The 25,697-nt window shown below is 70.4% G+C and carries 26 protein-coding genes; 9 read left to right on the top strand and 17 right to left on the bottom strand.

What is annotated here, in order from left to right; genetic code table 11:
* Positions 1-11: 11 nt before the first annotated feature.
* Genes ACWEIJ_RS29545 through ACWEIJ_RS29535 form a run of 3 tightly spaced genes read left to right on the top strand, consistent with a single transcriptional unit; the run spans position 12 to position 4,413 of the window.
* Positions 12-1,682 (top strand): ABC transporter substrate-binding protein, encoded by a 1,671-nt coding sequence (locus tag ACWEIJ_RS29545; RefSeq protein ID WP_449840511.1) that lies wholly within the window; start codon positions 12-14, stop codon positions 1,680-1,682.
* Positions 1,679-3,214: an ABC transporter ATP-binding protein gene (locus tag ACWEIJ_RS29540; protein WP_449840510.1), complete on the top strand. Its 1,536-nt coding sequence runs from the start codon at positions 1,679-1,681 to the stop codon at positions 3,212-3,214. Before ACWEIJ_RS29545 ends, ACWEIJ_RS29540 begins: the two co-directional genes overlap by 4 nt.
* Positions 3,211-4,413 (top strand): FAD-binding protein, encoded by a 1,203-nt coding sequence (locus tag ACWEIJ_RS29535; protein ID WP_449840509.1) that lies wholly within the window; start codon positions 3,211-3,213, stop codon positions 4,411-4,413. The genes ACWEIJ_RS29540 and ACWEIJ_RS29535 overlap by 4 nt, the downstream gene beginning before the upstream one ends.
* On the opposite strand, the gene ACWEIJ_RS29530 is transcribed toward ACWEIJ_RS29535, so the two are convergent.
* From ACWEIJ_RS29530 to ACWEIJ_RS29515, 4 genes are read right to left on the bottom strand one after another with little or no spacing between them, the layout of a single operon-like run.
* On the bottom strand, positions 4,386-6,665 hold the full coding sequence (locus ACWEIJ_RS29530; RefSeq protein WP_449840508.1) for a KGGVGR-motif variant AAA ATPase: 2,280 nt from the start codon (positions 6,663-6,665) through the stop codon (positions 4,386-4,388). The genes ACWEIJ_RS29535 and ACWEIJ_RS29530 overlap by 28 nt on opposite strands.
* 8 nt (positions 6,666-6,673) lie before the next feature.
* Positions 6,674-7,270 (bottom strand): TIR domain-containing protein, encoded by a 597-nt coding sequence (locus ACWEIJ_RS29525; protein ID WP_449840507.1) that lies wholly within the window; start codon positions 7,268-7,270, stop codon positions 6,674-6,676.
* 30 nt (positions 7,271-7,300) lie between these two features.
* Entirely contained in the window at positions 7,301-7,867 is a 567-nt protein-coding gene (locus ACWEIJ_RS29520) for an SRPBCC family protein (protein WP_449840506.1), read from the bottom strand.
* On the bottom strand, positions 7,857-8,357 hold the full coding sequence (locus ACWEIJ_RS29515) for an ArsR/SmtB family transcription factor (protein WP_449840505.1): 501 nt from the start codon (positions 8,355-8,357) through the stop codon (positions 7,857-7,859). The genes ACWEIJ_RS29520 and ACWEIJ_RS29515 overlap by 11 nt, the downstream gene beginning before the upstream one ends.
* 106 nt (positions 8,358-8,463) lie before the next feature.
* Between ACWEIJ_RS29515 and ACWEIJ_RS29510 the strand changes: the two genes are divergently transcribed.
* The 3 genes from ACWEIJ_RS29510 to ACWEIJ_RS29500 all read left to right on the top strand — a co-directional run bounded on the left by ACWEIJ_RS29510 (position 8,464) and on the right by ACWEIJ_RS29500 (position 12,779).
* Positions 8,464-10,596: an RICIN domain-containing protein gene (locus ACWEIJ_RS29510; RefSeq protein WP_449840504.1), complete on the top strand. Its 2,133-nt coding sequence runs from the start codon at positions 8,464-8,466 to the stop codon at positions 10,594-10,596.
* A 119-nt stretch (positions 10,597-10,715) separates the two neighbouring features.
* Positions 10,716-11,465 carry a hypothetical protein gene (locus ACWEIJ_RS29505; protein WP_449840503.1) on the top strand — a complete coding sequence of 250 codons (750 nt, stop codon included), beginning with the start codon at positions 10,716-10,718 and terminating at the stop codon, positions 11,463-11,465.
* A 63-nt stretch (positions 11,466-11,528) separates the two neighbouring features.
* Positions 11,529-12,779: an amidase gene (locus ACWEIJ_RS29500; RefSeq protein WP_449840502.1), complete on the top strand. Its 1,251-nt coding sequence runs from the start codon at positions 11,529-11,531 to the stop codon at positions 12,777-12,779.
* On the opposite strand, the gene ACWEIJ_RS29495 is transcribed toward ACWEIJ_RS29500, so the two are convergent.
* Positions 12,754-13,080, bottom strand: a complete 327-nt coding sequence (locus ACWEIJ_RS29495) for a DUF6204 family protein (RefSeq protein WP_449840501.1) — start codon at positions 13,078-13,080, stop codon at positions 12,754-12,756. The genes ACWEIJ_RS29500 and ACWEIJ_RS29495 overlap by 26 nt on opposite strands.
* A 70-nt stretch (positions 13,081-13,150) precedes the next feature.
* Here ACWEIJ_RS29495 and ACWEIJ_RS29490 point away from each other — a divergent pair, with 70 nt between their 5' ends.
* Positions 13,151-13,792 carry a thiaminase II/PqqC family protein gene (locus tag ACWEIJ_RS29490; RefSeq protein ID WP_449840500.1) on the top strand — a complete coding sequence of 214 codons (642 nt, stop codon included), beginning with the start codon at positions 13,151-13,153 and terminating at the stop codon, positions 13,790-13,792.
* Here the strand turns inward: ACWEIJ_RS29490 and ACWEIJ_RS29485 are convergent.
* From ACWEIJ_RS29485 to ACWEIJ_RS29455, 7 genes are all read right to left on the bottom strand, one after another.
* A complete protein-coding gene (locus ACWEIJ_RS29485; RefSeq protein ID WP_449840499.1) occupies positions 13,759-14,580 on the bottom strand; it encodes a hypothetical protein in 822 nt (273 codons plus the stop codon). The genes ACWEIJ_RS29490 and ACWEIJ_RS29485 overlap by 34 nt on opposite strands.
* The gene (locus ACWEIJ_RS29480) at positions 14,577-14,876 is read right to left on the bottom strand and encodes a type VII secretion target (protein WP_449840498.1); all 300 of its coding nucleotides are present in this window, start codon (positions 14,874-14,876) and stop codon (positions 14,577-14,579) included. The genes ACWEIJ_RS29485 and ACWEIJ_RS29480 overlap by 4 nt, the downstream gene beginning before the upstream one ends.
* Positions 14,873-15,217 (bottom strand): YbaB/EbfC family nucleoid-associated protein, encoded by a 345-nt coding sequence (locus tag ACWEIJ_RS29475; RefSeq protein ID WP_449840497.1) that lies wholly within the window; start codon positions 15,215-15,217, stop codon positions 14,873-14,875. Before ACWEIJ_RS29475 ends, ACWEIJ_RS29480 begins: the two co-directional genes overlap by 4 nt.
* A gap of 14 nt (positions 15,218-15,231) precedes the next feature.
* Positions 15,232-15,849 carry an ESX secretion-associated protein EspG gene (locus ACWEIJ_RS29470; RefSeq protein ID WP_449840496.1) on the bottom strand — a complete coding sequence of 206 codons (618 nt, stop codon included), beginning with the start codon at positions 15,847-15,849 and terminating at the stop codon, positions 15,232-15,234.
* Positions 15,846-16,148: a hypothetical protein gene (locus ACWEIJ_RS29465; protein WP_449840495.1), complete on the bottom strand. Its 303-nt coding sequence runs from the start codon at positions 16,146-16,148 to the stop codon at positions 15,846-15,848. The genes ACWEIJ_RS29470 and ACWEIJ_RS29465 overlap by 4 nt, the downstream gene beginning before the upstream one ends.
* Positions 16,145-17,206: a hypothetical protein gene (locus ACWEIJ_RS29460; protein ID WP_449840494.1), complete on the bottom strand. Its 1,062-nt coding sequence runs from the start codon at positions 17,204-17,206 to the stop codon at positions 16,145-16,147. Before ACWEIJ_RS29460 ends, ACWEIJ_RS29465 begins: the two co-directional genes overlap by 4 nt.
* 99 nt (positions 17,207-17,305) lie before the next feature.
* Complete coding sequence (locus ACWEIJ_RS29455) at positions 17,306-19,384, bottom strand: helix-turn-helix domain-containing protein (protein WP_449840493.1); 2,079 nt, start codon at positions 19,382-19,384, stop codon at positions 17,306-17,308.
* Positions 19,385-19,490: 106 nt separating this feature from the next.
* Between ACWEIJ_RS29455 and ACWEIJ_RS29450 the strand changes: the two genes are divergently transcribed.
* Positions 19,491-20,057: a DedA family protein gene (locus tag ACWEIJ_RS29450; protein ID WP_449840492.1), complete on the top strand. Its 567-nt coding sequence runs from the start codon at positions 19,491-19,493 to the stop codon at positions 20,055-20,057.
* Here the strand turns inward: ACWEIJ_RS29450 and ACWEIJ_RS29445 are convergent.
* Complete coding sequence (locus ACWEIJ_RS29445) at positions 20,020-20,739, bottom strand: SDR family NAD(P)-dependent oxidoreductase (protein WP_449840491.1); 720 nt, start codon at positions 20,737-20,739, stop codon at positions 20,020-20,022. The genes ACWEIJ_RS29450 and ACWEIJ_RS29445 overlap by 38 nt on opposite strands.
* 105 nt (positions 20,740-20,844) lie before the next feature.
* Between ACWEIJ_RS29445 and ACWEIJ_RS29440 the strand changes: the two genes are divergently transcribed.
* Entirely contained in the window at positions 20,845-21,690 is an 846-nt protein-coding gene (locus ACWEIJ_RS29440; protein ID WP_449840554.1) for an alpha/beta fold hydrolase, read from the top strand.
* Here the strand turns inward: ACWEIJ_RS29440 and ACWEIJ_RS29435 are convergent.
* From ACWEIJ_RS29435 to ACWEIJ_RS29420, 4 genes are read right to left on the bottom strand one after another with little or no spacing between them, the layout of a single operon-like run.
* On the bottom strand, positions 21,665-22,771 hold the full coding sequence (locus ACWEIJ_RS29435) for a macrolide family glycosyltransferase (RefSeq protein WP_449840490.1): 1,107 nt from the start codon (positions 22,769-22,771) through the stop codon (positions 21,665-21,667). The genes ACWEIJ_RS29440 and ACWEIJ_RS29435 overlap by 26 nt on opposite strands.
* Before the next feature lie 32 nt (positions 22,772-22,803).
* Complete coding sequence (locus ACWEIJ_RS29430; protein WP_449840489.1) at positions 22,804-23,715, bottom strand: Gfo/Idh/MocA family protein; 912 nt, start codon at positions 23,713-23,715, stop codon at positions 22,804-22,806.
* Between the two features lie 4 nt (positions 23,716-23,719).
* Positions 23,720-24,802: an ABC transporter permease gene (locus tag ACWEIJ_RS29425; protein WP_449840488.1), complete on the bottom strand. Its 1,083-nt coding sequence runs from the start codon at positions 24,800-24,802 to the stop codon at positions 23,720-23,722.
* Between the two features lies 1 nt (position 24,803).
* Positions 24,804-25,673: an ABC transporter ATP-binding protein gene (locus tag ACWEIJ_RS29420; RefSeq protein ID WP_449840487.1), complete on the bottom strand. Its 870-nt coding sequence runs from the start codon at positions 25,671-25,673 to the stop codon at positions 24,804-24,806.
* Between the last annotated feature and the right edge of the window lie 24 nt (positions 25,674-25,697).

Raw genomic sequence — 25,697 nt, 5'->3', positions numbered from 1 at the left:
AGGAAAGTCCGTTGTACCGCAAGAGACTTCTTGCCGTCGTGCTGCTCGGCGCCCTGGGGGTGTCCGCCTGTGGCGCGAACGACCAGAAACCCTCCGGTGGCACCGCCAAGGCCGAGAAGGGCGGCACGCTGCGCATCCTGTCGGAGTCGCGCACGATCAACTTCGACCCGGCCAAGTCGCAGAACCTCGCGATCACCACGCTCGCCCTGGTGCACCGCAGGCTGACCGGCTGGCAGAACGCCGTCGGGCAGCCGGCCAAGGTCGTGCCCGACCTCGCCGACACCGGCAAGACCACCGACAACGGCCGCACGTGGACGTTCACCCTGCAGGACGGGCTGAAGTTCAGCGACGGCACGCCGATCACGTCCGCGGACGTGAAGTGGGGTGTCGAGCGGTCGTTCGCGCCCGCGTTCGGCGGTGGCCTCGGCTACCACAAGGCGCTGCTGGTCGGCGGCCTCGACTACAAGGGCCCGTTCGAGGGCAAGGAGCTCGACTCGATCGAGACGCCCGACCCGAAGACGATCACGTTCAAGCTGTCCCGCCCGTACGGCGACTGGCCGTGGGTCGCCTCGACGCCCGCGTTCGCGCCGGTGCCGAAGGGCAAGGGCGCGGAGGCCGACTACGCCGAGCACGCCATCGCGTCCGGCCCGTACCAGATCGCGAGCTACCAGAAGGGCGTGGAGGTCAAGCTCTCCCGCAACACCCACTGGGATCCCGCGAAGGACCAGGTCCGCGCCGGGCTGCCGGACGAGGTCGTGGTCCAGCTCGGCCAGGACGCCTCGGTCGTCTCGCAGCGCCTCGCCGCCGACTCCGGTGACGACAAGTTCGCGTTCGGCTCCTCGTTCGTCTCCCCGGCCCAGCTCGCGCAGCTGCAGGCGAACCCGTCCGCGAAGTCGCGCGTGGTGACGTCGAAGTCGGGTGCCGTCGCCTACCTGGCGCTCAACACGCAGAAGGCGCCGCTGAACGACGTCAAGGTGCGTCAGGCGTTCCAGTACGCGGTGAACAAGGCCGCCTACCAGGTCGCGTCGGCCGGCACCGCCGCACTCGCCGGTGACACCGCCTCGACGCTGATCACGCAGGGCATCGAGGGCCGCGAGCAGTTCGACCTCTACCCGACCAAGCCGGAGGGCGACCCGGAGAAGGCCAAGCAGCTGCTCGCCGAGGCCGGTTTCCCGAACGGCCTGGACAACCTGCAGCTGGTGCTGAACAAGTCCAACAACCAGACCGACAAGGCCGAGGCGATCCAGGCGGCGCTGGCGAAGGCCAACATCAAGATCAACATCCGGTCGCTGGAGGAGGACGCGTACGAGACCGAGACGAACCTCTCGGCCAACCCCACCTACGACATCACGCTCTCGTCGTGGCAGCCGGACTTCCCCAGCGCCAACGCGAACATCCAGCCGCTCTTCGCGTCCTCGGAGATCGGCAACGGCGGCTACAACCTCTCCCGCTACTCGAACCCCGAGGTGGACAAGCTGATCGAGGAGGCGCAGTCCACAGTGGACCCGGCGGAGGCCGGCCGGAAGTGGGCCGCCATCGACAAGCGGATCCTGCAGGACTCGCCGGTCGTGCCGCTGATCTACACCCGCAACTCGTTCATCCACGGCTCGAAGGTCGGCAACTTCTTCATCGCCGACTTCCCCGCCTACCCGAACTACCTGCAGGTTGGTCTGACGAAGTGAGTGAACCGCTGCTGTCCGTCGAGGACGTCTCGGTGGACTTCGGCTCGGGCACCCCGGCGGTCAGCGAGGTCTCGTTCTCGCTGACCGCCGGGGAGGTCCTCGCCGTGGTCGGCGAGTCCGGCTCCGGCAAGACCGTGACGGCGATGTCGTTGCTGGGCCTGCTGCCACCGTCCGCCACCGTGTCCGGACGGGCACTGCTGCGCGGGCGGGACCTGTACTCGTTGTCCCCCGACGAGCTGCGCGAGGTGCGGGGCAACGAGGTCGGCATGGTGTTCCAGGAGCCCATGAGCGCCCTGAACCCGGTCTTCACCATCGGCAGCCAGATCGTCGAGGCCGTGCGGGTGCACCGCGCGGTCTCGCGTTCCCAGGCTCGCGCGCGGGCGTTGGAGCTGCTCCAGCTCGTCGGGTTGCCCGAGGAACGGTTCACGGCCTACCCGCACCAGCTGTCCGGCGGGCAGCTGCAGCGCGTGGTGATCGCGATGGCGGTGGCGAACGAACCGTCGCTGCTGATCGCCGACGAGCCGACGACCGCGCTGGACGTGACCGTGCAGGCCGAGATCCTCGGGCTGCTGCGCGACCTGCGGGACCGGCTCGGGGTCGCGATCCTGCTGATCACGCACGACATGGGCGTGGTCGCCGACCTCGCCGACCGGGTCGTCGTGATGAACGAGGGCCGGGTCGTGGAGACCGGTGCGGTGCGGGAGGTCTTCGAGTCGCCGCGGGAGCCGTACACGCGGACGCTGCTCGACTCGGTGCTGTCGCTGGACTCCCGCGAGCTGCCCGCGCGTCCCGCCGCCGAACCGGTGCTGCGGCTTTCCGGTGTGTCCGTGTCGTACGGCAAGTTCCAGGCCGTCTCCGACGTGTCGCTGGAGATCGGGCGCGGCGAGACCCTCGGCCTCGTCGGCGAGTCCGGTTCCGGCAAGTCGTCCATCGCGAACGCCGTCACGGGGCTCGTGCGCTACACCGGCGGGATCACGGTGGCCGGCAAGGAGGTCTCGGCCCTGCGCAGGGCCGACCGCGGCCGGATCGGCCTGGTGTTCCAGGACCCGCAGTCGTCGCTCAACCCGCGGGCCACGATCGCCAGGTCCATCGCCCGGCCGTTGTCGCTGCACACGGCGTTGCGCGGGAAGGCCCTCACGGCGAAGGTCGACGAGCTGCTGGACGCCGTGCAGCTGTCGTCGTCGTTGCGCGACCGCTACCCGCACGAGCTGTCGGGCGGGCAACGGCAGCGGGTCGGCATCGCGCGGGCGATCGCGCTGGACCCGGACCTGCTGATCGCGGACGAGCCCACGTCCGCGCTGGACGTGACCGTGCAGGCCCGCGTGCTGGAACTCTTCCTCTCGCTGCAGCGCGACCTGCGGTTCGCGTGCCTGTTCATCAGCCACGACCTGGCCGTCGTGCAGCACCTGGCCGACCGGGTCGCCGTCCTGCACTCCGGCCGGGTCGTCGAGGAGGGCACCTCGGTCTTCGCCGCGCCACGCGATCCCTACACACGACGATTGCTCGCCTCGGCGCTTACCGTGTCCGTATGACGACCAACTGGGCCGGCAACGTCACGTTCACCGCGACCGAGGTCGTCGAGCCGACCTCGGCCGACGACCTCCGCGCGATCGTCCGCGGCTCGAACGCCGTGCACGTCGTCGGCTCGGGGCACTCGTTCAGCCCGGTCGCCGACACCTCGGGCACCCTGGTGTCCCTCGCGGCCATGCCCGAGGTCTTCGAGGTGTCGGGCCGCACGGTCCGGGTCGGTGCGGGCATGACGCTCGCCGCCCTCTCGCCGCGGCTGCACGACGCGGGCCTGGCGCTGCACACCCTGCCGTCGTTGCCGCACATCACCATCGCCGGCGCGGTCGCCACGGCCACGCACGGTTCCGGCGCGCGCTCGCTGGCCGGTGCGGTGCGGTCGGTCGAGGTCATGCGCGGGGACGGCTCGGTCGTCGAGCTGACGTCCGCGGGTGCCGTGGTGTCGATGGGCGGGCTCGGCGTGGTCACCGCCGTGACGCTCGACGTCGTGCCGGCGTTCGACGTCGCGCAGACCGTCTACGAGGACGTCGCCTGGACGACGCTGCTGGTCGAGCTCGAACAGATCTTCGACGGCGCCTACAGCGTGAGCGCGTTCATCGACTGGCAGGGCGGCGCCACGCTGTGGGTGAAGCACCGGGTGGGCGACCCGCCGTTCCGCTTCCCCGGCCGCCCCGCCGACGGCCCTCGTCACCCCGTGTCCGGCCAGCCCGCCTCCCGCTGCACCCTCCAGGGCGGCGTGCCCGGCCCGTGGCACGAGCGACTACCCCACTTCCGCGCCGAGTTCACCCCGTCCGTCGGCGACGAGCTGCAGACCGAGTACTTCGTGCCCCGCACCCGCGCGGTCACGGCCCTGCGCGCCCTGGCCGAGATGTCCACCGTGATCTCGCCGCTGGTCCAGGCCTGCGAGATCCGCACGATCTCGGCCGAACCGCAGTGGCTCAGCCCGGCCGCCGACCGCGACAGCCTCGCCATCCACTTCACCTGGGTACCGAACACCCCGGCCGTGCTCGCCCTGCTCCCCCGCCTGGAGGAGGCCATCGCGCCGCGGCCGCACTGGGGCAAGCTCTTCACGGTGCCGCCGATGCTGCTGGCCGCGCGCTATCCGCAGTGGGACGCGTTCAAGGCGCTGTTGGGCGAGCACGACCCGAAGGGTGTGTTCCGCAACGACTTCCTGACCCGCTACTTCGGGTCCGCGGCGTCGAGCTGACGCCACAGCAGGTCGGCTTCCGGTCCCCGCAGCTTGGTCAGCAACCGCCGCGCCTCCTCCTGGCGAACGTTGGAGCGCGCGGGATCGGCCGCGATGAGTCCGATCAACGCCCTCACCTCTCCCGCCCTGTCGCCGTGGCGGCGGAACACCGCCAGTGCGCTCATGAAGGCCTCCGCCGCGGAGTCCGGCCGGTGGGCTTCGAGCCGGAGATTGCCCAACGTCTCCCCCAGCCTCGCATAGCCGACGAAGTCGCGGTGCTCGAACACTTCCGACTCAAGTGCGGAGATGGCCGACCCGACGCCGTAGGCGTCACGCCTTATCCGCGTGAGCTCGATGAGGATGTCGACCGTGTCCTCTGGTCGTACCGGCAGGTCACGTGCGCGTTGCAGATACTCCTCCGCCCCGTGTGGCCGGCCGGCGACGCTCTCCAGGTAGGCGAGCTGGCGCAGTGCGATGACCTGGTCGTCGAGCGGCAACGTGTTCCACTCGACCGCGTCGACGAGCTGCCGGCCCGCCTCCTCGAAGTCGCCGCTGTCGACCAGCATCGACCCTAGCTCGAACGCGACCTGCGCCTCCAGCACGACGTCGCCGGCGCTGTGCTTCCGCGCGGCCACCAGATTCCGCCGCGCCGCGTCGGTTTCCCCGGAGCGCAGCTCGATGCGGGCGAGACCCCGGTACGCCAGTGCCTTCTCCCGCTGATCTCCTCCGCCACGAAGTGCGGCCTCGAAGTGGTGGATCGCGTCGGGAAGGAGGTCCCCGTCCTGGTAGATCTCACCGAGCAGCCGGTGAGCGCGTTGTGCTTCGGGAGAATCCGACTGCGCGAGATCAAGCACACGGGTCAGGTCGAGTTCTGCCTGCCCGGCACGGGCCAGCTCCCAGCCCAGTTCACCGCGCAACAGCGAGGCCTGGATCGGCACTCTCGCCACCTCCAGCGCACGACCGGCCAGGGCGTGGGCGGCGGCCAGGTCACCCTGGGACTCCAGCACCCGCGCGGCCGAGACGAGCACGCCTTCCCAGTGCGGTCCCATGTCCTGCTCCGGCACCGCCATCACCACACCGACGGCGGAGGAGACCTGGTCGGACGCCGGGCCCGCGAACATCACCAGGCGGCCGGTGTCGTGCTGCACCTGGTCGAAGATCTCCCGCAGGCTGGGGAGATGAGGTGACTGGTCGACGATCACGAAGTGCCGCACCGCCGAGGGCTTCGCCAAACGGCCCCGCACCGCCCGCACGCCGAGACTGACCAGCTGGTCGTGCATCTCCACGGCCCGTTCGGACGTCCCGTGCACCAGGACGTCGTAGGCGAACCCCTGACCGGAGTCGCGCCGACCGCGTTCCCGAGCCGCGGACACGTAGGTGTCGCGGTTGCTCACCAACACGTCGGCGTCCGCGAGCCGATGTGCGAGCAACGCCGCGATGTTGTCCATGTAGTAGGAGACCGAGTCGGGGCTGCCGCTGCGCTCGTCGAGGACGGCGATCTCCTCGCCGAAGCTCCAGTACGGCAGGTAGGGCACGGTGGTGCGTTCGACCAGGCCGAGCTCGGGGTGGTCGTCGTGCTGGTCCTTGGGCAGCCAGCTCGCGTAGAGCGGCGCGAACTCCTGGGCCATCGTGGTGCGCCACGACCGCGCCCGCTCGTACTCCTCCTTGCTGTCGAAGCGCGACACCACCGGCAGGTACAGCAGACCGTCCCGGTCGTAGGGCAGCCTGTCGCGGGCGAGCGCCGCCCGTCGGGCCACGTCCAGCGTGCCGTCGAGGTTCTGCCGGTTCGGCGCGACGCACAGCACCAGCACGTCCGGCAGCTGGGCGGTGCAGATGCCGCCGATGTCGGTGATGCCGGTGCGGCTGTCGATCAGCACGTAGTCGAAGGTGTCCTTCCACTCCTCGCGGATCCGCTCGAACCGCCAGCCGAGGTCGTGGTCGGCGAAGAGCTCCGGCCACGACAGCGCCTGGGCGCGGTCTGGGTACGAGGCGTCCATCGCGCCCGCGGCCAGCAGCGACAGGTCCTCGGTGTCCGGTACGGCGATCGGTTCCACGACGTCGACCCAGTCGGCCTCGCCCGTGATCACCTCGACCAGCCCGCCGTCGTGCAGGCTCGACAGGTGCGGCCGGAAGTACTCGTGCAGCCCAGGTGCGTCGAGGTCGAAGTCCACGCACAGCACGCGGTTGCCCCAGCGCGCCAGCTGCACGGCGACGTTGGCCAGGCAGAAGGACCGGCCGACGCCACCCTTGTAGGAGTAGAACGTCACGATCACGGCAGCCCTCACAGCCTCGGCAACGGGCCGGGCGGCAGCGACCGCGGGTCGAGCGCCGGTCGCACCACCTTCCACGTCGGGTCCCACGGTGGCGCGTCCTCGACGCGTTCGGCCACCTCGCTCGCGAGCTGCTGCACCGCGGCGTAGAAGTGCTCGTAGTCCTTTGACCGGCTGTAGGTTTCGTAGGGCAACGGCTTGTTCCACGGGGTGAAGTCGCGTTGCTGCACGGCCTGCGCTTCCGGCGGGTAGTGCCTGCCGTCGGCGTAGCGGACGGGCAGCACGAGGTGCCGCGGGTGGTCGGCGGTGCCGTAACCGAGCGTGCGATGGCGTTCGAGCATGCTCTCCCACTCGGCGACGCACCACTCCGACCGGAAGTACGGTGGCGAGAAGACCGCGACCATCACCTTCGAGCGCAACAGCGCGCGTTCCAGGTTGTCCGGCCACGCGACCCCGGTCTCCTGGTTCCAGTCCACGAAGATCCGGGGTTGCACGCCCATCTCGTTGTCGAGCCACTCTCGCAGCGCCCGGTAGAAGTGGTCCCGCACCCACACGTCGCCACCGCCTCGGCGCGTGTAGCTGAGGAAGACATCGTACTCGTAGCCCACGTTCTCACATCGGGATCTTCAATGGGTCCATTACGACGCATCACCCTTCTGGCGCAACATCTCCAGTTCGTCGTCGGTCATACCGTAGGTCGTCGCAACGGTCACCTTCGGCGAGGTGATCAGCAGTCCGGGCCCCCATTCCCCGACCACGACACCGCGCTGGTGAGCCGACTCGAAGAACGGTCTGCCCACCACCCCCAGGTCGACCGCGGCAGGCCAGAACACCGTGCGGCGCGCGACGCCGGGCTGGACCTCGTGCGCGAACTTCAGCTGGTGCAGGAACGTGATCCAGCCTTCGGTGATGTCGTCGTAGTACTCGTCCCACTCCGGCAGCGTGCCCTTGGGCGCGCGCGTCAGCACCACCCGCGTGCCTTCCGGGACGGGCGTCAGCGTGAAGGTGTCGTGCCCGTGCAGGGACAACGTGTGCGAGCCCGTCTCCTCGGCATCGGTGAAGAACGTGCCGTCGATCTCCTGCTCCAGCCCGTCGTACTCCCAGCCGTGCCAGTGCAGGATCTTCTGCTTGTCGCGGAACGACTGCCACACCTCGTCCACCGGTGCCGCCACGGTGATCTCGACCCGCACGCCGTCATCGCTCATCGGACACTCCCGGGTGACCCATCGCGACCACCCGGTACGGGCGGCCTGACTCGGTGTCGTACTTCAACGCGACCTGCCGCACCGCTTCGGCCAGGTCGCTCGTGAACTCGTGGACGTCGCCGGGCGCGCCGAAGCGGACCGTCGTCTCCACGGTGAAGGTGAGCAAACGCTTTCCGGCATCGGCCGCCGCGCCCGACATCCGCTCGACCTCACGCGCCACACCGGAGGCCACCGACACCAGATGCGTTGCGGCGAACTGGTCCTGCACGTCCGCGGCGATCTCGCGGCCGGGCCGGGCGCGCAGCACCCGTTCGACGCAGCCGCGGCGCTGACGTTCCTCGACCAGCTCGACGAGACCAGCCTGCTCCAGCGCGCGCACGTGGTAGTTGACCCGTTGCCGCGGCAGGTCGAGCGCGGCCGCGAGCTGGGTCGCCGAGGCGGGCGACTTCAGCAGCTCCAGCAGCGACCGGCGCAGCGGCGACAGTTCCACGCCCAGCACGTTCTCATTTGACAAATCGATTTGTCAATACCGGAACTCGACCGGAAACAGGCAGGTTCGTTGACGGTGGCAACAAAACGCCCCCACCCTGTGAGCCGTGAGAATCCCCCTGCTGGTGGCAGCGTTGGCAGCAGCAGCGATCGCTCCTGTGTGGACGGTCGCGGCGCAGGCCGACGTGGTGCCCGGAACCGCTTATCAGGTGACGAACGTCGGCAGCGGAAAGTGCGTTGAGTCGCTGGGAACGGCCAACGGCGCACAGCTCCGCCAACAGAACTGCACCGGCCAGACCTGGAAGTTCACCCCCACGAGCGACGGCTACTTCACGGTCGGCGAAGGCTCGGTGTGGGACGTCTCGAACGTGTCCACAGCGGACAACGCGCTGATCCACATGTGGCAGTCGTTCAGCGCGAACAACCAGCAGTGGCGCCCCGAACAGGTCGGTACCGACACCTACCGGTTCGTGAGCAGGCACAGCGGCAAGTGCCTCGACGTGCCCGGCGCGACCACGAACGACGTCCAGCTGGTGCAGTACACCTGCAACGGCACCAACGCCCAGGCGTTCCGGCTGGGCACCGGCACGCCTCCCGACCCCAGTCAGCCGGACTTCGGCCCGAACGTGCTGATCTTCGACCCGTCCATGCCGGCCGGCACGATCCAGGCGCGGCTGAACGACGTCTTCCGGCAGCAGGAGCAAGGTCAGTACGACCCGCGCCGGTTCGCGATCTTCTTCAAGCCGGGCACGTACAACGTCGACGTCAACATCGGCTTCTTCACCCAGGTCCTCGGCCTCGGTCTGAACCCGGACCAGGTGACGATCAACGGCCAGGTGCACGTCGAGGCCGACTGGTTCCAGGGCAATGCGACGCACAACTTCTGGCGCGGCGCGGAGAACCTCGCGATCAGGCCTCCTGGCGGCACCAACACGTGGGCGGTGTCGCAGGCGTCCGCGATGCGCCGCACGCACGTCTACGGCAACATGCAGCTCGACGACGGCGGCTGGTCCAGCGGCGGTTTCCTGGCCGACTCCGCGGTGACGGGCCAGGTCCGCTCGGGTTCTCAGCAGCAGTGGTTGTCGCGCAACACCGAGTGGGGCTCGTGGACCGGCGAGAACTGGAACATGGTCTTCGTCGGCGCGCGCAACGCACCGGCGAACACGTTCCCCGAGCCGCCGTACACGACGGTCGCGCAGACCCCTGTCGTGCGCGAGAAGCCGTTCCTGAACATCGACGCGAACGGCAAGTACAGCGTGTTCGTCCCGTCGCTGCGCACGAACACCAGCGGCACCACGTGGGCGAGCGGTCAGCAGCAGGGCACGAACATCCCGTTGTCGGACTTCTTCATCGCCAAGCCGGGCACGTCGGCCGCGACGATGAACCAGCAGCTCGCGGCGGGCAAGCACCTGCTGCTCACGCCGGGCGTCCACCAGGTGAGCGAACCGATCCGGGTCACCCGCCCCGACACCGTGGTGCTCGGCCTGGGTCTCGCGACCGTCATGCCCACCAACGGGAACATGGCCATCGACGTGTCCGATGTGGATGGCGTGAAGGTCGCGGGCCTGCTGCTGGACGCGGCACCGACGAACTCGCCGCTGCTGATGCAGATCGGTGCGCCGGGCAGCTCGGCACGGCACCAGGCCAATCCGACGTCGGTGCACGACCTGTTCGTGCGCATCGGCGGTTCGGCGGTCGGACGGGCCACGACCTCGTTGGTGGTCAACTCCTCCGACGTGATCGGCGACCACCTCTGGCTGTGGCGCGCTGACCACCGCGACGGCGTCGGCTGGGACGTGAACCGGGCCGACACCGGGTTGATCGTCAACGGCAGCAACGTGACGATGTACGGCCTTTTCGTGGAGCACTACCAGAAGTACCAGACCATCTGGAACGGCCAGGGCGGCCGGACCTACTTCTACCAGAACGAGATGCCGTACGAGGCACCGAACCAGGCGGCGTGGATGAACGGTTCCACGCGCGGCTACGCGGCGTACAAGGTCGCCGACAACGTCACGACGCACGAGGCGTGGGGGCTTGGCAGCTACATCTTCGCCAACGCCAACCCGAGCGTGGTGGCCGACCGGGCGTTCGAGGTGCCGCAGACGCCGGGGGTGAGGTTCCACAGCATGGTGACGATCTCGTTGGGAGGCAAGGGAACCATCGAGCACATCATCAACAACTCGGGAGGCAGGGTGACCAACGGATCTACCGAGGCCTACCTGGCGAACTACCCATAACGATCCTCGAAGATCGTTGTGCCACATGGTCCAGACGAACGATCACTTCGGCGGTACCTCGGCCAGCGGGACGGAGATTAGCGTGAGATTCCGCTGTGAGGACCAGGAAGAGGTGTTCCTTGATTCGTCGACTTGTCGCCGGGCTCGCTGTGCTGCTGGGACTTCTCGCGTTCGAAGCAGTGCCGGCACAGGCGGACGGCCCATCGGTGGCCGCCGCGCAGTGGATCTGCGTCGGCGCGCCGGTCCCGGCAGGCCACGTGGTCACCATGATCAACCCGAACGGCGGCTGCGGAACCAGCGGGAGGATGTACGTCGAACCCGTGCGCAACGGCATGTGGACCTGTCAGGGTTCCCCGCTGCCCGAGCCGTACGTGATCACCATGCTGAACCCCAACGGCTGTGGCGGAGTCGGGCGCTACATCGAGCTCCCCCGCAACGGCATGTGGACCTGTCAGGGTTCCCCGCTGCCCGAGCCGTACGTGATCACCATGCTGAACCCCAACGGCTGTGGCGGAGTCGGGCGCTACATCGAGCTCCCCCGCAACGGCATGTGGACCTGTCAGGGTTCCCCTCTGCCCGAGCCGTACGTGATCACCATGCTCAACCCCAACGGGTGCGGCGGGATGGGGCGCTACATCGAGACCGCCCGCAACGGGATGTGGACGTGCCTCGGGTCCCCCATTCCCTCGCCCTACGTGATCGTCCGGCTCAACCCGAACGGGTGCGGCGGGATGGGCCGCTACATCGAGACCGCCCGCAGTGACATGTGGATCTGCTGGGGTTCCACGCTGCCCGCCGGGTTCAAGGTGAGCCGCTCCGACCGCAACGGCTGCGGTGGCGGAGGTGCGGACTACATCGTGCGCGCCTGACGGCGTTCCGCTGAGTGGTTTTCGGGTGTGCATCCCCGTGCCCCGGTTCGCATAGACTGGAGCATGGGGATGTTCACCGAGCAGTTGCGAATCATCGAAACCTTGAACCCGGCGTACAACGCGTTGACCACCGTGTTCGACGTTCCCGCCGAGGCGACCGGCCCGCTCGCCGGCCTGGTGTTCTCGGTCAAGGCCAACATCGACGTCGCCGGCGCCGCCACCACGCACGGCATGAAGTCCTTGGCCGCCAACATGAAGACCGCCGACGCACCGGTCGTGGCACGGCTGCGGGCCGCGGGCGCGACACCCATCGCGCACGCGAACATGCCGACGTTGAACGCCCGCGGCATGCACACGTACAGCGAACTGGCCGGACACACCATCAACCCGTGGGACGCCACCAAGTCGCCCGGCGGCAGCTCAGGTGGTGACGCGGTGGCGGTCGCGACGGGCATGGTGCACTTCGGGATCGGCAACGACGGTGGTGGCTCGCTGCGGCTGCCGGCGTTCCTGAACGGCATCTGCGCGCTGAAGCCCAGCTACGGCAGATATCCGCAGGGCACGACCTACGGCCAGCCGGATCCGTCGTTCCCGACGCAGGTCATGACGGTCGAGGGCCCGCTCGCCCGCTCCGTCGCCGACCTGCGGCGGGTGCACGCGGTGCTGTGCGGCGCGGATCCGGCCGATCCGCGCGCGGTGCCGGTGCCGGCGGCAGGTGAGCCGGTGCGCCGGGCGGCCGGTTACGTGCCGGGTGACCCGGTCGTGGAGGAGGCGGCGAAACGGCTGGTGGACGCCGGGTACGAGGTCGAACCGGTCGAACTGCCCCGGCTGGAGGAGGCGGCGACGCTGGGCATCCGGATGATCGCCACGACCATCGCGCTCGGCTTCGCGGAGTTCGAGGCGTTCGCCGGTGCGGACGTCTCGGCCTATGCCAAGCTCATGCTGCAGCTCCGCCCTGGGCTGGACCTGGCGGAGTTCCTCGCGCTCACCGGCACCCGGCTCGCGATCCAGCGCGAGTGGGCACGGCTGCTCGACCGCTACCCGGTGATCGTCGGGCCGGTCTCGACGACGCCGTCGTTCGAGCCGGACCAGGAGCGCCGCGACGTTGCGAGTCTCGCCGCCTACTACGAGGCGATGAGGCTGTGCGAGGCGTCGTCGTTCGTCGGGGTGCCGTCGGTGGCGGTGCCGACCGGGTTGCGGGACGGGCTCCCGACCGGCGTCCAGGTGATCTCCCGGATGTACCGGGAGGACCTGGCCCTGGACGCCGCGCAGGTGCTCGAAGTTCCGCTCAGGCCAGCCGTTTCGGCCGGTTGATCTTCATCTCGTCCATGTCGGTGACGGTGGCGCGCAGACCGCGGTAGTCGACGCCCAACGCGTCGATGGCCGCGGTCGCGCGCCGCAGTCCGGCGTCGGCCGCGTCCTTCTCGGCGGTGAGGATCACGCGGTAGCTGAAGAAGTCGAGCTTCTCGTCGAAGAACAGCGCGCCCTCCTCGCTGAACCCGCCGTCGCGCAGGAAGTCGAAGCCCAGCAGGTGCTCCCTGAGGTGCGCGCGCTGGTCGTCGGTCAGGTCGGCGAAGCGGCCGCGGACGAGTACTCGGTAGGTGTGTTCAGCCACGAGAAAACATGGTGACCGAACACCCGCCGCGCTGGCGAACGATTTCTGCGGTGCGGAAGAATCGTGGCCCATGAACGCAAAAGAGCTGGTCACGCGCATCCGGACGGAGCTGCACCCCGGTGAGCACGACAACCTCGTGGTCAAACTGATCGAAACCGGACAGGCTCCGCGCGCGGTGATCGCCACGTTCGCCGCCGAGGAGAACCACATCGTGTCGTCGGACTGGCGAACATTCCTCGCTCTCGCGGCCAAGGCGCAGGAACCGAACGCGCGGGCGTTCTTCACGCTGCTGGCGGGCGGCGAGGAGCTGGTGCTGCCGATGCTGGAGCCGCTCGCGAGGGCGGCGGGCATGTCCGCCAAGGACTTCCAGAGCTACGAGCCCTTCCCCGGCTGTCAGGCCTACCCCGCGTACCAGGCGTGGATGGCGCTCAACGGCGAGCCGACCGACGTGATCCTCGCGATCCTCGCCAACTTCACCGCGTGGGGCGGTTACTGCGCCCGCATGGCGAAGGGGCTGCGCGAGCACTACGGGTTCGACGACGAGGCGTGCGCGTTCGTGGACTTCTTCGCGACGCCCGCCCCGCAGCTGGAGGAGCGGGCGATCGCGGCCGTCCAGGCGGCGCTGGACGCGGGCTGGCAGCCGAAGCACGCGTGGCGCTACGGCCGCCTCCTGCAGGCCTACGAGCTGGAGTTCTGGTCGACCTTGGCCTGAGTCTTCGCCGTCGGCAGCTTCGCCGAACCCTGCGCCTGCTCGCCGATGACCGAGAGGGCCTGCTTCACGACCTTGAGCACGGCCTGCGCGCCCTCGACGAGTTTGATCAGGTTCTCGCCGCTGGCCAGCAGCTCGCCTAGCTTGGCCGCGATCCGGGCGCCGCAGTCGGCGGCGATCTGCACGCACTGCGGGATCGCCACGGCGATGCTCTGCCCGAACGTGGCCGGGGCGGCGGCGACCGCCTCGGTCATGATCGGCACGATCTTGCCGACCGCCTCGCTGATCAGCCTGGTCACCTCGGCGACGACCTGTGCCACCACCTGGCCCGCCTTGATCAGCGCGGTGGCACTGGTCAACGCGGTCTCAGCGACGGACAGCACGCCGTCGGCGAGCTGCTTGCCGGTCTTGGCGTAGTCGGTCGCGCTCTGCCCGGACCAGCCGCTGGTCTCGCTCGCGGCCTTGCCCTGGTAGTCCTGGGCGAGCGCGGTCGCCTGCTGCCCGGCCTTCTCGAACTCGCCGGAACCCCGCCCGACGCCGTCCGGGTCGCCCTTGAGCTGGTTCAGCGGCTCTTCCAAGAACGAGATCATCGGCGTGAGGAAGCCGACGCCCGCACTGTCCAGTGCCTGCAACGGTTTCCCGTTCGACCCCAGCTCACTGAGGTCCGCCCTGGGCGTGTTCGCGAGGTCCCGCGTCAGCCACCCGTCGCCGCTGACGGCCTTGGTGGTGGTGCGGAGCTCGTTGAGCAGCGCGGTGATCGTGCCCGCGTCCGTCGCGGTCGCGGTGGTCATCGAGCGGCTCCGATCACGGCGGCGGCGTTGTCGTCGTCGGTGCGCTGGTACAGGTCGGCGGTCTGCCGCAGCCCCTCGCCCACTTTGTCCATTGTGGACCCGACGTGCGTGAAGGCGTCGAGGGTGTCCTGCATCGCGCTGCCGAGCCCGGCGGTGAGGAACTGGGCGAACGAGCCGAGCGCCTCCTGGCCGAGTCCGGTGGGCAGCCCCGCTCCGGTCGCGTTGAGCTGGTCGGCGTACCCGGCGAGCGTCGAGGCGTGCCCGCGCAGCTGCTCGTGGTCGACGGTGAACGTCATCGCACGGCCTCCGGGAGGTGCGAGGTGATCTGGTGCAGCGCGTCGCTCTCACCGAGGTAGCTCGCCATCACCTCGGCCATGCGCGCACCCGCCAGGCGTTGCGCCTCCCGCGCGGTGCTGACGATGAGCATCGCGAGCGTGTCGACGTCGAGCTTGCGCGCCGCGGGCGTGAGCGCGACGTCGCCGAGCACACCGCCCGCGTTGACCGTCACGGTCACCTCACCGCGCGGCGAGGTCGCGCTCGCCCCGACCTCGGCCAGGCTCGCACTCGCCGACCGCGCGCTGTACGCCACCCGTTCCAGGCGTTCCTGGTAGTCCGCCAGCCACTGTGCTGGATCCACTTCTCCCCCTCTTCCTACGCCCGCGCTTCCGCGGCGAGTTCACCAATTGCGCGAACCAGGTCGTGGTGCCGCACGGGGTTCACGCTGACCCATCCGTCACTGCTCAGGTCGACCCTGACCCGCCCGCCCACACCGTCCAACCAGGACACTTCGCGTCGTTCGCCGTTCCGGACCACACCGGCCTGCCCGTGCCCGGTGACGTCCAGGCCGTGCGCGACGCCCGGCGGCAGGGTGATCGGCATGATCTGCGCGGCTTTGAGCTCGGTGACGAGCTGCGCGAGCTCGTCCCCCAGCGTCTCGGCCTCGACGTGCACGGCTCGCACGGTGCTGCCGGACTGCGTGCACACGACCGCGTCGTCGCCGTAGACCATCGCCACCGCTCTGGTTTCCGGCACCACGAGGTCCACGACGGCCCGGTGCTCCCGCAACGCCGTGACGAGCTCCGCGGCCATGCCGATCGGCCCGTGCGGCTCGGCCAGCCCGCGCTGCTGCAGCCCGTACCCCGCCTCGGCGAGCAGCTCGGCCCGTTCGCAGGCCTGCACGCCGAACGACGGCACCTGCAGCGGAAACGGCCAGCGCACTCCGGCGTGCGTGGCGAGCAGATCCATCTCCACCAGGTCGAACGCGATCATCGCGCCGCCCTGCGCGCCTGCTCGGCGTCGGTCTCGGTGTAGGTGGTCCCGATCTCGGCGAGCATCTGCCGGAACGCCCGGAGCTCGCGCTCGGCCGCACCCACCTCACCCGCGAGCCCTTCGCCCGCCGCCTTGAGCCGGCCCGACAGGTCCTGCGCGGGCGGCGCGGTGCCGAGCAACGGCTGCCGCTGCGCCAGCCGGCCCGCGGTCGCCACCAGATCACCGGTCAACTCGGCCAGCCTGGTCAGGGTCCTGACGCGGTCCCGCAGCCCGTCCGGTGCGACCTCGTAGCCGGTCACTGCTCCTCCCCGATGACTGCGGGCGACACCCGGTCGTTCACCACGAACAGGCCGTGGTCGAGCGTGGGCATCTGGTTCTCGTGTTCCTGGTCGTCGTCCTTGCGCGCGCTCGTCCCGTGCGGCGCCATCGAGCCGTTCGGCGTGCCTTGTCGTGTCTCGGTTACCGGTGAGCCGGTGGCCATCGGGCCGATCGTGTGGCCGGCCATCACTCCGGCGCGCATGCCGGGGGTCAGCTGGCTGACCGGCGCTGTGACCACCGGGCCGCGCGCGCCTCCCACCAGGCGTTCCCACGGCACCCCGCCCGAGCTGGGTGTTCTCAGTGGTGGGGCCGTTGTCGCCGTCCGGGCCGGTGGGGCCGCCTGCTGTTGCGGGATGGTGCCGCGGGCGTCGTCGATCAGGCGGCCGCTGCCGTTGAGGCTCTGCTCGTAGGTCTGCATCGCTCGGACGGCTTCGGCTTTCTGCTGGTCGGCTGAGACGGCGCCGAAGTAGAAGTAGAAGCCGCCGGTGGCGCTCGCCGGGGTGGTGGGCGCGATGGGCAGGGTCATCGGGGCGGGCGCGCTCGGCAGCGAGAACGGCGCGGGCGCGAACGGGGCCGACGCGCTGGGCAACGTGAGCGGTTCCGGCGCGGCCGGCAGTGCGAGCGAAGCCGGCGCCCCCGCCGGCCCTCCCGGCCCGGTCGTCCCCGACGGCGTGAACGGCGCGGCGAACGCGGGCGTCGTCGGCTCCGGTGGCGGTGGCATCGCGGCCCGCGCCGCCGCCAGTGCGTCCGCCGCCTCCTGCGCCGCCCGCTGGCCCGCCGCCGCGAACGCGCCGATCCTCTCGATCCGCTCGGCCAGCTTCGTCAGCCTGGCGGCGGCCTCCTCCGCGGCCTCGCCGTGCCACGTGTCGAGCAGCGCGGCCCGTTGTTCCTTCAGCACCGCGGCGTGCGTGTCGAGCGCCTCGCGGTGGCGCGTCCACTCCTCGGCGACCGTGCTCACGTCCGCGACATCGGCGTCCTGCCACAGCATCCGATGCAGCTGCTGGTGGCTGTACGCCTCCCAGTTGATCTCGCCTGACACCCTCGCGTTCCCCTCCGTCGTCCGGCGAGGAAAACGATCACAGCGAGACCGGCGATGCGACAGGCCAGCCGACCGGCCACATCTGGCCGCCGGGTCTGATCAGCGCAAACGTGCCAAGCGTTCCTGCAACCGGGCGTGCCGGAACTGGTAGACGGCCCCCGCCCGGCGCAGCACGCCACGCCGGTACGCGTCGTCGAGGAACGCTGCCAGGCCCCACGGCAGCCGTCCGGTCAGAGGCAGCCACACGCGGGCGAACACCACCCACTGGCCCCACGCGGTCAGGCTCAGCACGTAGGCCAGCCCGCCCCCGATGCCGCCGACGAGGCCGAGCGCGAGCGCGGTGACCGGGCTCCACGCGACCTCGAACCGCAGTGCCGTCAAGCCACTCGCGACCACGCCGGTGGCCGCCGCGACGAACAACGCGAACACCGGCACGAACAACGCCACCAGCCCGAGCACGTGCCGGCGGTTCACGTCGAGGAGGTCGTCGGGGCTGCCGGCGGACCGGACGTCCAGCGGTGCCTCCAGCGCGGCCACCAGACCGAACACCACCCCGGCGCCGAGGCCGAACACGAGCGCGAACACCCCGACGTCGACCAGCACGCCCGCCGTCATCTCATATCCCGGCGTGACCAGCCAGAACGCCATCGCCCGCACCAGTCCGTACGCGCCACCGGCGGCCGCGCCGAACGCCAGGCCCACCAGGCCCCGGACCAGCGACGCGGGCCGGATCGGGCCCAGCCGCAGCCGCGTCCGCACCGGCTCCAGCGGCGCCGACCGCACCACCCACCAGTGCGCCGTCCCGAACAACACCCCGATGACCAGCCCGATCATCGCCGCGAAGGCCGCCCCGCGCGCGGTCAGCGCGCCGACGACCACCGCCTCGACCACGAGGTCCGCCACCCCGACGGCGACACCGACGCCCAGCCCGATGGTCGAAGCACGCCGTCGTGAGGAGATGCCGAGCTGCCACCAGGCCAGGTCGTGCGTCCCCAACCGGGTCAGATGGTCGGCGAGGTAGCCGAGCCACGGCCGCACCCGCGCCGCCGCGGGCCCGTACACCGCGGGCACGAAACTCCCGAGCAGATGCCGTTCGACCTCGTCGGCGGTGCCGAACCCCAGCAGCTCGGCCGGGTCGTGGTCCGGGGTGTCGCTGTAGATCCGCCGGGCCAGCGCCACCATCAACGGCGTGGTCAGCACGTCGGCCAGCACGCCGCCGGACCGCACCTCGTCGAGCACGGGCGTCCAGACGTCCCTGCGCGTGGTCCGCGGCAGGTAGTCCGCGACGTCGTCAGCGGTCAGGTCCGCGAGCACCACCGCCGCGGCCGACGTCAGCACGTCCGTGCCCTCGACAGCGTCGCGGTACTCGTCCACCCGGCTCGTGAGCAGCAACGGCAGAGTGGTGGTGTTCAGTGCGTTGAGCGCGGCACGGTGCAGGCCGCCGGCGATCTCGTCGAAGCCGTCCAGCACCGGCAGCACGCGCTGCGCGTCCACGAGCGCCGCCGCCATCGTGCCGCCACCGGGGCCCGGCGCCTCGAGGAACGGGTGATCGCGGATCAGCTGCGCCGCCATCCAGTCGCGCAACCCGGCGCGTTCCGGGTGCCACGACCCCAGCCCGAAGATCACCGGCACCACGTCCGGCGACGCGGCCAGCAGGTCGAGCACGAACCGCGTGGTCAGCACCGTCTTGCCGGCACCGGCCCGGCCCAGCACCACGAGCCGCCGCGACCGGACCCGCCGGTACACCTCGACGACCTGGTCGAGCCGGCCGGACAGCGGCACCTCGCCGCCGATGTTGAGCCAGCTGTCCTGCAGGTCGGCGGAAGCACCGGCCCACCGCACGGGCAACGGCACCGGGTCGTGGACCTGCCGCTGCTCCTCCTCGCGCCGCCAGCGCGCCTCGACCGCGACCTTCAACGCGTCCACGGCCTCGGCCAGCGGATCGCGCCCGGCCGGCACGACGGTCGAACCGGCGGCGGCGAACAGCGAGGCCCGCTCGGCCTCGGACAGCTCCAGCGCGTCGGCCAGCGACCGCACGGTGGCCATGCGCGGATCGGTCCGTTCGCCGGTCTCCAGTCCCCGCACGGTCCGAATGCCCACGCCGGCGCGCTGGGCGAGCGCCTCCTGGCTCAGTCCCGCCCGCTGCCGCCACTGGCGCAGCAGCACACCGAACGCCACACCCGCCCCCTCGTCGCCCGATGATCCACACCCTAGCTGGCACGCGAAGCGGTCTGAGGGGAAGATCGCGGGAGTGCTGAACCAGTGGCTTCACACCATCCCACCGGTGCTGGTCTACGTCGTCGTGGCACTGGTGGTCGGCATCGAGAGCATCGGCATCCCGCTGCCGGGCGAGATCGTGCTCGTCACCGCCGCGCTCATGGCCTCGCACCACGACGGCGTCTCGCCGGTCGTCGTCGGCGCGGCGGCCTCGGCGGGCGCGATCATCGGCGACAGCATCGGGTACGCGGTGGGCAAGCGATTCGGGCCGCGGGTGTTCGGGTGGGCGGCCGAGAAGTTCCCGAGCCACTTCAGCGAGGACCGGGTCGGCCACGCCCGGGCGCTGTTCACGCGGTACGGCGCCTGGGCGGTGTTCTTCGGCCGGTTCGTGGCGTTGCTCCGGATCCTGTCCGGTCCGCTGGCCGCCACGATGGGCATGCACTACGGGAAGTTCCTGCTGGCCAACGCGACAGGCGGCATCGTGTGGGCCGGCGGCACGACGGCGGCGGTCTACTTCGTCGGCGAGGCGGCCGAGCACTACCTCGCGGAGTTCTCCTGGATCGCGCTGCTCGTCGTGCTGCTCGCGGTGATCGGGTTCAGCGTCCGAGCCCGGCTCCGCCGTTCACACCGATGACCTGCGCCGTGATGTGACCAGCTTCGGGGGAGGTCAGGAACGTCACGGCGGCCGCGACGTCGGCGGGAGTGCCCGCGCGGCCGTTCGCCGGGTTGCCGACGAGCTTCCCGCGCCGCTCCGGCGACAGCGTGCCGCCGAAGAACTCGGTGTCCTCGGTGACGCCCGGCGACACCACGTTGACCGTTATCCCCCGGCCACCCAGGGCGAACGCCAGGTCGGCCGTCCACGCCTCCACCGCCGCCTTCGCCGCGCCGTACGCACCCGAGCCGCGCCGGGCGGCGATCGAGCCCAGCGTCACCACCCGTGCGTTGTCGGCGAGCCGCGGCTCCAGGGCGGTGGTCACCAGCACCGCGCTGATCACGTTGGACTCGTAGTTCGCGAACCACAGGTTCCGCACGTCCGCCAGGCTCTCCGGCGCGGGCAGGCGCCGGGTCATGTTGGCGCCCGCGTTGTTCACGAGCACGTCCACCGACGACGGCAGGTCGCTCAGCGCCGCCTGCACCGCGTCCGGGTCGGCCGCGTCGAACACCACCGCCCGTGCGCCGATCTCCTGCGCCGCCGCTTTCAGGACGTCCTCCCGGCGTCCCGTGATCACCACGTCCAGACCCTGCTCGACGAGCCGGGCCGCCACCGCCCTGCCGATGCCCGTGCCGCCGCCGGTCACCACTGCTGTTCGCGTCATGCGATCTTTGATAACAGCCGAATAGATGCAGGTCGATCGGCCTGTTAGCCCATCTGGGTTCATGGTTGTGACTAGGCTGCTCACACCCGATTCGACTGGGGAGAAATCGTGACGACACACGTTCTCGAAACCGACAAAGCAGCCATCACCTACGACGTGCACGGCGAGGGCGGCCGCCCGTTGATGATGATCGGCCAGCCGATGGACGCCTCCGGGTTCGCCGCGTTGCGCGCGCAGTTCCCCGACCGCACGGTGATCACCTACGACCCGCGCGGCCTCGGCAGGAGCACCCGCTCCGACGGCAGCACCGAGAACCGGCCGGACATCCAGGCCGCCGACGTGCACGCGGTGATCCAGGCGGTCGGCGGTCCGGTCGACCTGTTCGGGTCCAGCGGCGGCGCGGTCACGGCGCTCGAGGTCGTGGCGGCCTACCCGGACGACGTGGTCACGCTCGTCGCGCACGAGCCACCGATCATCGACGTCCTGCCCGACGCCGACGCCGCCCGACGCGCGCGCGACGGGTTCATCGACGCGTACCTCGCCAACGGCTTCGGCGCGGGCATGGCGCAGTTCATGGTCATGACGTCGTGGCAGGGCGAGTACAACGACGAGTACTTCGCCCTGCCGCCGGCCGACCCGGCGCAGTTCGGCATGCCCGCCGAGGACGACGGCACCCGCGACAACCCCTTGCTGTCCAAGGACTCCCTCGCGGTCACCGACTACCAGGTGAAGGTGGACGCCCTCGCCGCCGCGCCGACCCGGGTCGTGATCGCCGTCGGCGAGGAGACCGGCAACGCGTTCACCGCGCGCACGGCCATCCACACCGCGAAGCTGCTCGGCCAGGAGGCCACCGTCTTCCCCAGCCACCACGGCGGGTTCATGGACGGCACGTTCGGCTACGCGGGCAAGCCGGAGGAGTTCGGCGTCAAGCTGCGCGAAGTGCTCGGCTGAGGATCACGTCGGCGGCTCTCGCAGCGCCACCACCGGCGCCGACAGCGGCACGCATCCGGTCAAGCGCGGCTCGGATCGTGCCGCTGGACGCCACCCGTTCCACCGCCGCACGCAGCTCGGCGTGGTCGTCGACCCGTTCGCCGAGCCCGAGTTCGGCCACGCGATCGGCGTTCGCGGCCTGTTCCGGTGTCTGCGGCACGACGACGAGCGGCACACCCTGGTGCAGCGCCTCCATGGTGGAGTTCATGCCGCCGTGGCTGATGAACGCCGAGGCGTGCTTCAGCACGGCGGGCTGCGGAAACCACGGCCGCACGTCGAAGTTCTGCGGCACCGCGCCGACGTCGCGCGCGTTCATCGCCACCTGCCAGGCGCCGTCGGCGAACTGCTCGACGCACGCCCGGTAGAAGCCCGCGTCGCTCATCACCGAACCGAGCGAGACGAACACCAGTGGCAGGTCCGTGCGCGGCGGTGACCACTCCTCGTCCAGCCGGCTGCCCAGCACCGGTCCGGCGAAGTGGAACGACGAGTCGAACGTCTCCCCGAACGGCTGGAACTCGCGCGGCACGAACACCAGGCTGGTCTCCTCCGGCGCCTCGATCGTGCTCGGGACGTCCAGCTCCACGCCGTGCCCGCCGACGAACCGCGCGAGATCATCGGCGATGAACCGGGCCGAACCGGCGTCCATCAACGTGAAGTGCTCGTTCGACGCGGTGTGCGGCAGCGTGCGCACGGCCGGGACGCCGAGCTCGCGCGCCACCAGCCGTGCGGGCCAGTTCGTGGAGTCGTAGCAGATCAGCGACGGCGGTTCGGCGCGGCAGCGGTCCAGCAGCACCGGGTACAACGCGCTCATCGCCCTGAAGTAGTGCGGAAACCACTCGTCGATCGGGTTGGCGGTGACCGGCCGGAACTCGGGCAGCGCGGGCAGCTCGACCCAGCGCGCACCGGCGCCGGTCACCGCGCCGGCGAACTCGGCACCGGTCGCGTACGAGACCTCGGCCCCGCGCCGCACCAGCTCCTCCACCACCGCGAGGGTCGGTGTGACGTGGCCATGGCCTGACAGCGTGACGAACAGGATCCCCATTTCCCCGATCCTGCCGAACCACGTCAACCGCTTTACCGCAGGAAGGCCTCGATCACCTCGGCCACCCGCAGCCCACTCGCGAAGTCCGCGAGGTCGCGCGGGTGTTCTCCCCGCACGGCCTGAGCGAACAACGTGAGCCGCGAGTAGTCGGAACCGTTGCGCGCCAACGCCACCGGCTCCCAGGCACCCCCGTCCGAACTGGACAGATCAGTCCACTGGCCCAGGCGCAGCGACCGTTCGGTGCCCCACACCGTCCACTCGTAGACCTCGGGACCCGCCAGCTGCGAGAACGCCGACACGTGTACCGGCACGCCGCCGCCCCGCAGCACGCCGCGCGCGGCCACCTCGGCGGCATCGGCGCGCGGGAAGTCCGACGACACCGACTCGACGGTCAACGGGCCGAGCAACCGGTCCGTGAGGTAGACGAAGTGCGACAGCACCTCGCGGACGAACCCGCCCTGCTCCGGCCGCGCGAGCCAGGCCGCCACCGCCTGGAACGCCCGAGGCCAGCGCGGGAACTGCAGCCTGATCTCCACGCCCCGCAGCTCGCCCAGCTCCGGCAGCCGCCGTTCGATCTCCAGCGTCGCCGCCATGTCCGACAACGCGAAGTTCACCGCGTTCGGCAGGCCCGCGGCCGCACGCGCCATCGCGCGGGCCTCGTCGAGGTCGACGGCCAGCGGCTTCTCGCAGAACACCGCCTTGCCCGCGGCGAACGCCTCGGCCGCGAGCTCGGCGTGCAGCGCGGGCGGGGTGGCGATGTACACCGCGTCCACATCGGACAGCACGGCGCCGAGCGAGGTGACGACGGGGACGTCGAGCGCGCGGGGTGCGATGTCGACGCCCGCGACCACGGTGTAGCCGGGGTGCGCCTGCGCCGCCGTCAGCATCCGGGTGCCCATGGCGCCCAGGCCGACGACGGCGAGGCGAATCGGATCAGCGATCATGCGCCTATTCTGCCGGTGCCCACGCCCGCGACAGCTTCACCCGCGCGCCGGTCTGCAGCAGTGAGCCGGTGTAGAGGCGTGCCGCGACCAGCAGGATCACCACGACGGTCGCGGCGAGGAGGCCGAGCGAGACCAGCGCCTCCCACGGCTGGGCCTGCTGCGCGAACATCCGCACCGGCATCGCCACACCCGCGGTGAACGGCACGAACGACAGCACGGCGAGCACCGCGGGGTTGTCGAAGAAGAACTGCACGCCGAAGTACGGGCCCATCACCGCGAGCATCACCAGGCCCATGGTCGAGCCGAGGTCCTCCTGCCGGCTGACCAGCGCGCCCGCGACCGCCCACATCGACGAGATCAGCACGAACCCGAACATCAGGAACGGCACGAACCACCCCAGTGCGGGCACCACCACGGCCAGCAGCTCCGACAGCCCGGCGACCCGCAGCGCGATCGGCGCGGCCAGCGCGAGCACCAGGACCTGGCCGAGCGTCAGGAGCACGTGCCCGAGGATCTTGCCGGCGAGCAGCGCCCGCACCGGCACCGTCGACACGAGGATCTCCACGATCCTGGTCTGCTTCTCGGTCACCGTGCTCTGGGCGATCGCCGCGCCGCCCATGCCGAACATGAGGAACACCAGCCCGAACACCAGCACCGTGACGAACCGCTGATCGGAGTCGACGGCGGCCGGGTCCAGCAGCTCGACCGGTGGTGCCGCGACGAGCTGGCGGATCACGTCGTTCGGCGGGTCGTTCAGCGCCAGCACCTTGATCCCGCCGCCGTCCGGCACGACCGCCGCCTCGACCTCGTCGGCCCTGACCAGGTCGGCGGCCGTCTGGACGTCGGCGACCTCGCGGACGTCGAGCTGCTTGCCCTGCACCGCGTGCACGGCCGAACCGACCGCCGCGATCTTCGGGTCGCCGCCGCCGAACGCCGTCGGCAGCACGGTCAGCGCGAAGAGCCCGGCGATCGTGGCGAGGAAGCCGATCCAGAAACCCTTGCTGCCCACGAAGGTCTTCATCTCGCGTTCGGCGACGAGCCAGGTCGCCTGGGCGAAGGACGCCCTGTTGGAAGAAACCCGGGCCATGTCAGATCACTTCCTTGAAGATCTCGTCGAGCGTGGGCACGACGGGGGTGAACGAGCGAACCTCGCCGCGTCGCACGGCTTCCGCGAGCACGCGCTGGGGTTCGTGCTCGAAGACCGCGCGCGGCCCGTCGAGGTCGAGGATCGTCGTGCCGGGAACGTCGCGGATCCAGCCGGCGTCCTGGGCGACGACGATCTCGTAGCGCGAGGTCGCGTGCCGGTCGCGCAGCTCCTCCCGCGAACCGGCGGCGGCGATCCGTCCCTTCGAGATGATCACGACGTCGTCGCAGAGCCGTTCCACGATCGCCAGCTGGTGACTGGAGAACAGCACGGGCACGCCGTTCGCGGCCCGTTTGCGCAACACGTCGAGCACGGTCTCGACGGCGATCGGGTCGAGGCCGGAGAACGGCTCGTCGAGGATCAGCACGTCCGGGTCGTGCACCAGCGCGGCCGCGATCTGCACGCGCTGCTGGTTGCCCAGCGACAGCTGCTCCAGCCGGTCGCCCGCCCGGTCGGTGAGCTCCAGGTCGTCGAGCAGCCGGTCGGTGTTGCGCTGCGCCGTCGTCCGGTCGACGCCGTGCAGCCGGCCGAGCCACGTGATCTGCTCGCGCACCTTCATCTTCGGGTAGAGGCCGCGTTCTTCCGGCATGTAGCCGAAGTGCGGCCGGTCCGCCGGCGTGACGGGCCTGCCCTGCCAGCTCACCGAACCCCCGTGCGCGGCGAGCACCCCCAGCACGATCCGCATGGTCGTCGTCTTGCCGGAACCGTTGGCGCCCAGGAAGCCCGTCATCCTGCCGGACCGCACGTCGAAGCTCACCTCGTCGAGGACGCGGTGGTCGCCGAAGCTCCGGCAGATCCCCCTCACAGTCAACATGCCCGGGAACGTTATGCGGTTCGT

It is taken from the genome of Lentzea sp. NPDC004789 (genome assembly GCF_053601075.1).
The sequence above is the reverse complement of the archived record's forward strand: the minus strand, read 5'-3'. Positions and strand labels throughout refer to the sequence as shown.

Coding starts and splice junctions, on each gene's coding strand:
- ACWEIJ_RS29535 (WP_449840509.1), top strand. CDS start 3,211: ATGACGACCAACTGGGCCGGCAACGTCACGTTCACCGCGACCGAGGTC.
- ACWEIJ_RS29520 (WP_449840506.1), bottom strand. CDS start 7,867: ATGAGCGATGACGGCGTGCGGGTCGAGATCACCGTGGCGGCACCGGTG.
- ACWEIJ_RS29500 (WP_449840502.1), top strand. CDS start 11,529: ATGGGGATGTTCACCGAGCAGTTGCGAATCATCGAAACCTTGAACCCG.
- ACWEIJ_RS29490 (WP_449840500.1), top strand. CDS start 13,151: ATGAACGCAAAAGAGCTGGTCACGCGCATCCGGACGGAGCTGCACCCC.
- ACWEIJ_RS29485 (WP_449840499.1), bottom strand. CDS start 14,580: ATGACCACCGCGACCGCGACGGACGCGGGCACGATCACCGCGCTGCTC.
- ACWEIJ_RS29480 (WP_449840498.1), bottom strand. CDS start 14,876: ATGACGTTCACCGTCGACCACGAGCAGCTGCGCGGGCACGCCTCGACG.
- ACWEIJ_RS29470 (WP_449840496.1), bottom strand. CDS start 15,849: ATGATCGCGTTCGACCTGGTGGAGATGGATCTGCTCGCCACGCACGCC.
- ACWEIJ_RS29445 (WP_449840491.1), bottom strand. CDS start 20,739: ATGACGCGAACAGCAGTGGTGACCGGCGGCGGCACGGGCATCGGCAGG.
- ACWEIJ_RS29435 (WP_449840490.1), bottom strand. CDS start 22,771: ATGGGGATCCTGTTCGTCACGCTGTCAGGCCATGGCCACGTCACACCG.
- ACWEIJ_RS29430 (WP_449840489.1), bottom strand. CDS start 23,715: ATGATCGCTGATCCGATTCGCCTCGCCGTCGTCGGCCTGGGCGCCATG.
- ACWEIJ_RS29425 (WP_449840488.1), bottom strand. CDS start 24,802: ATGGCCCGGGTTTCTTCCAACAGGGCGTCCTTCGCCCAGGCGACCTGG.
- ACWEIJ_RS29420 (WP_449840487.1), bottom strand. CDS start 25,673: ATGTTGACTGTGAGGGGGATCTGCCGGAGCTTCGGCGACCACCGCGTC.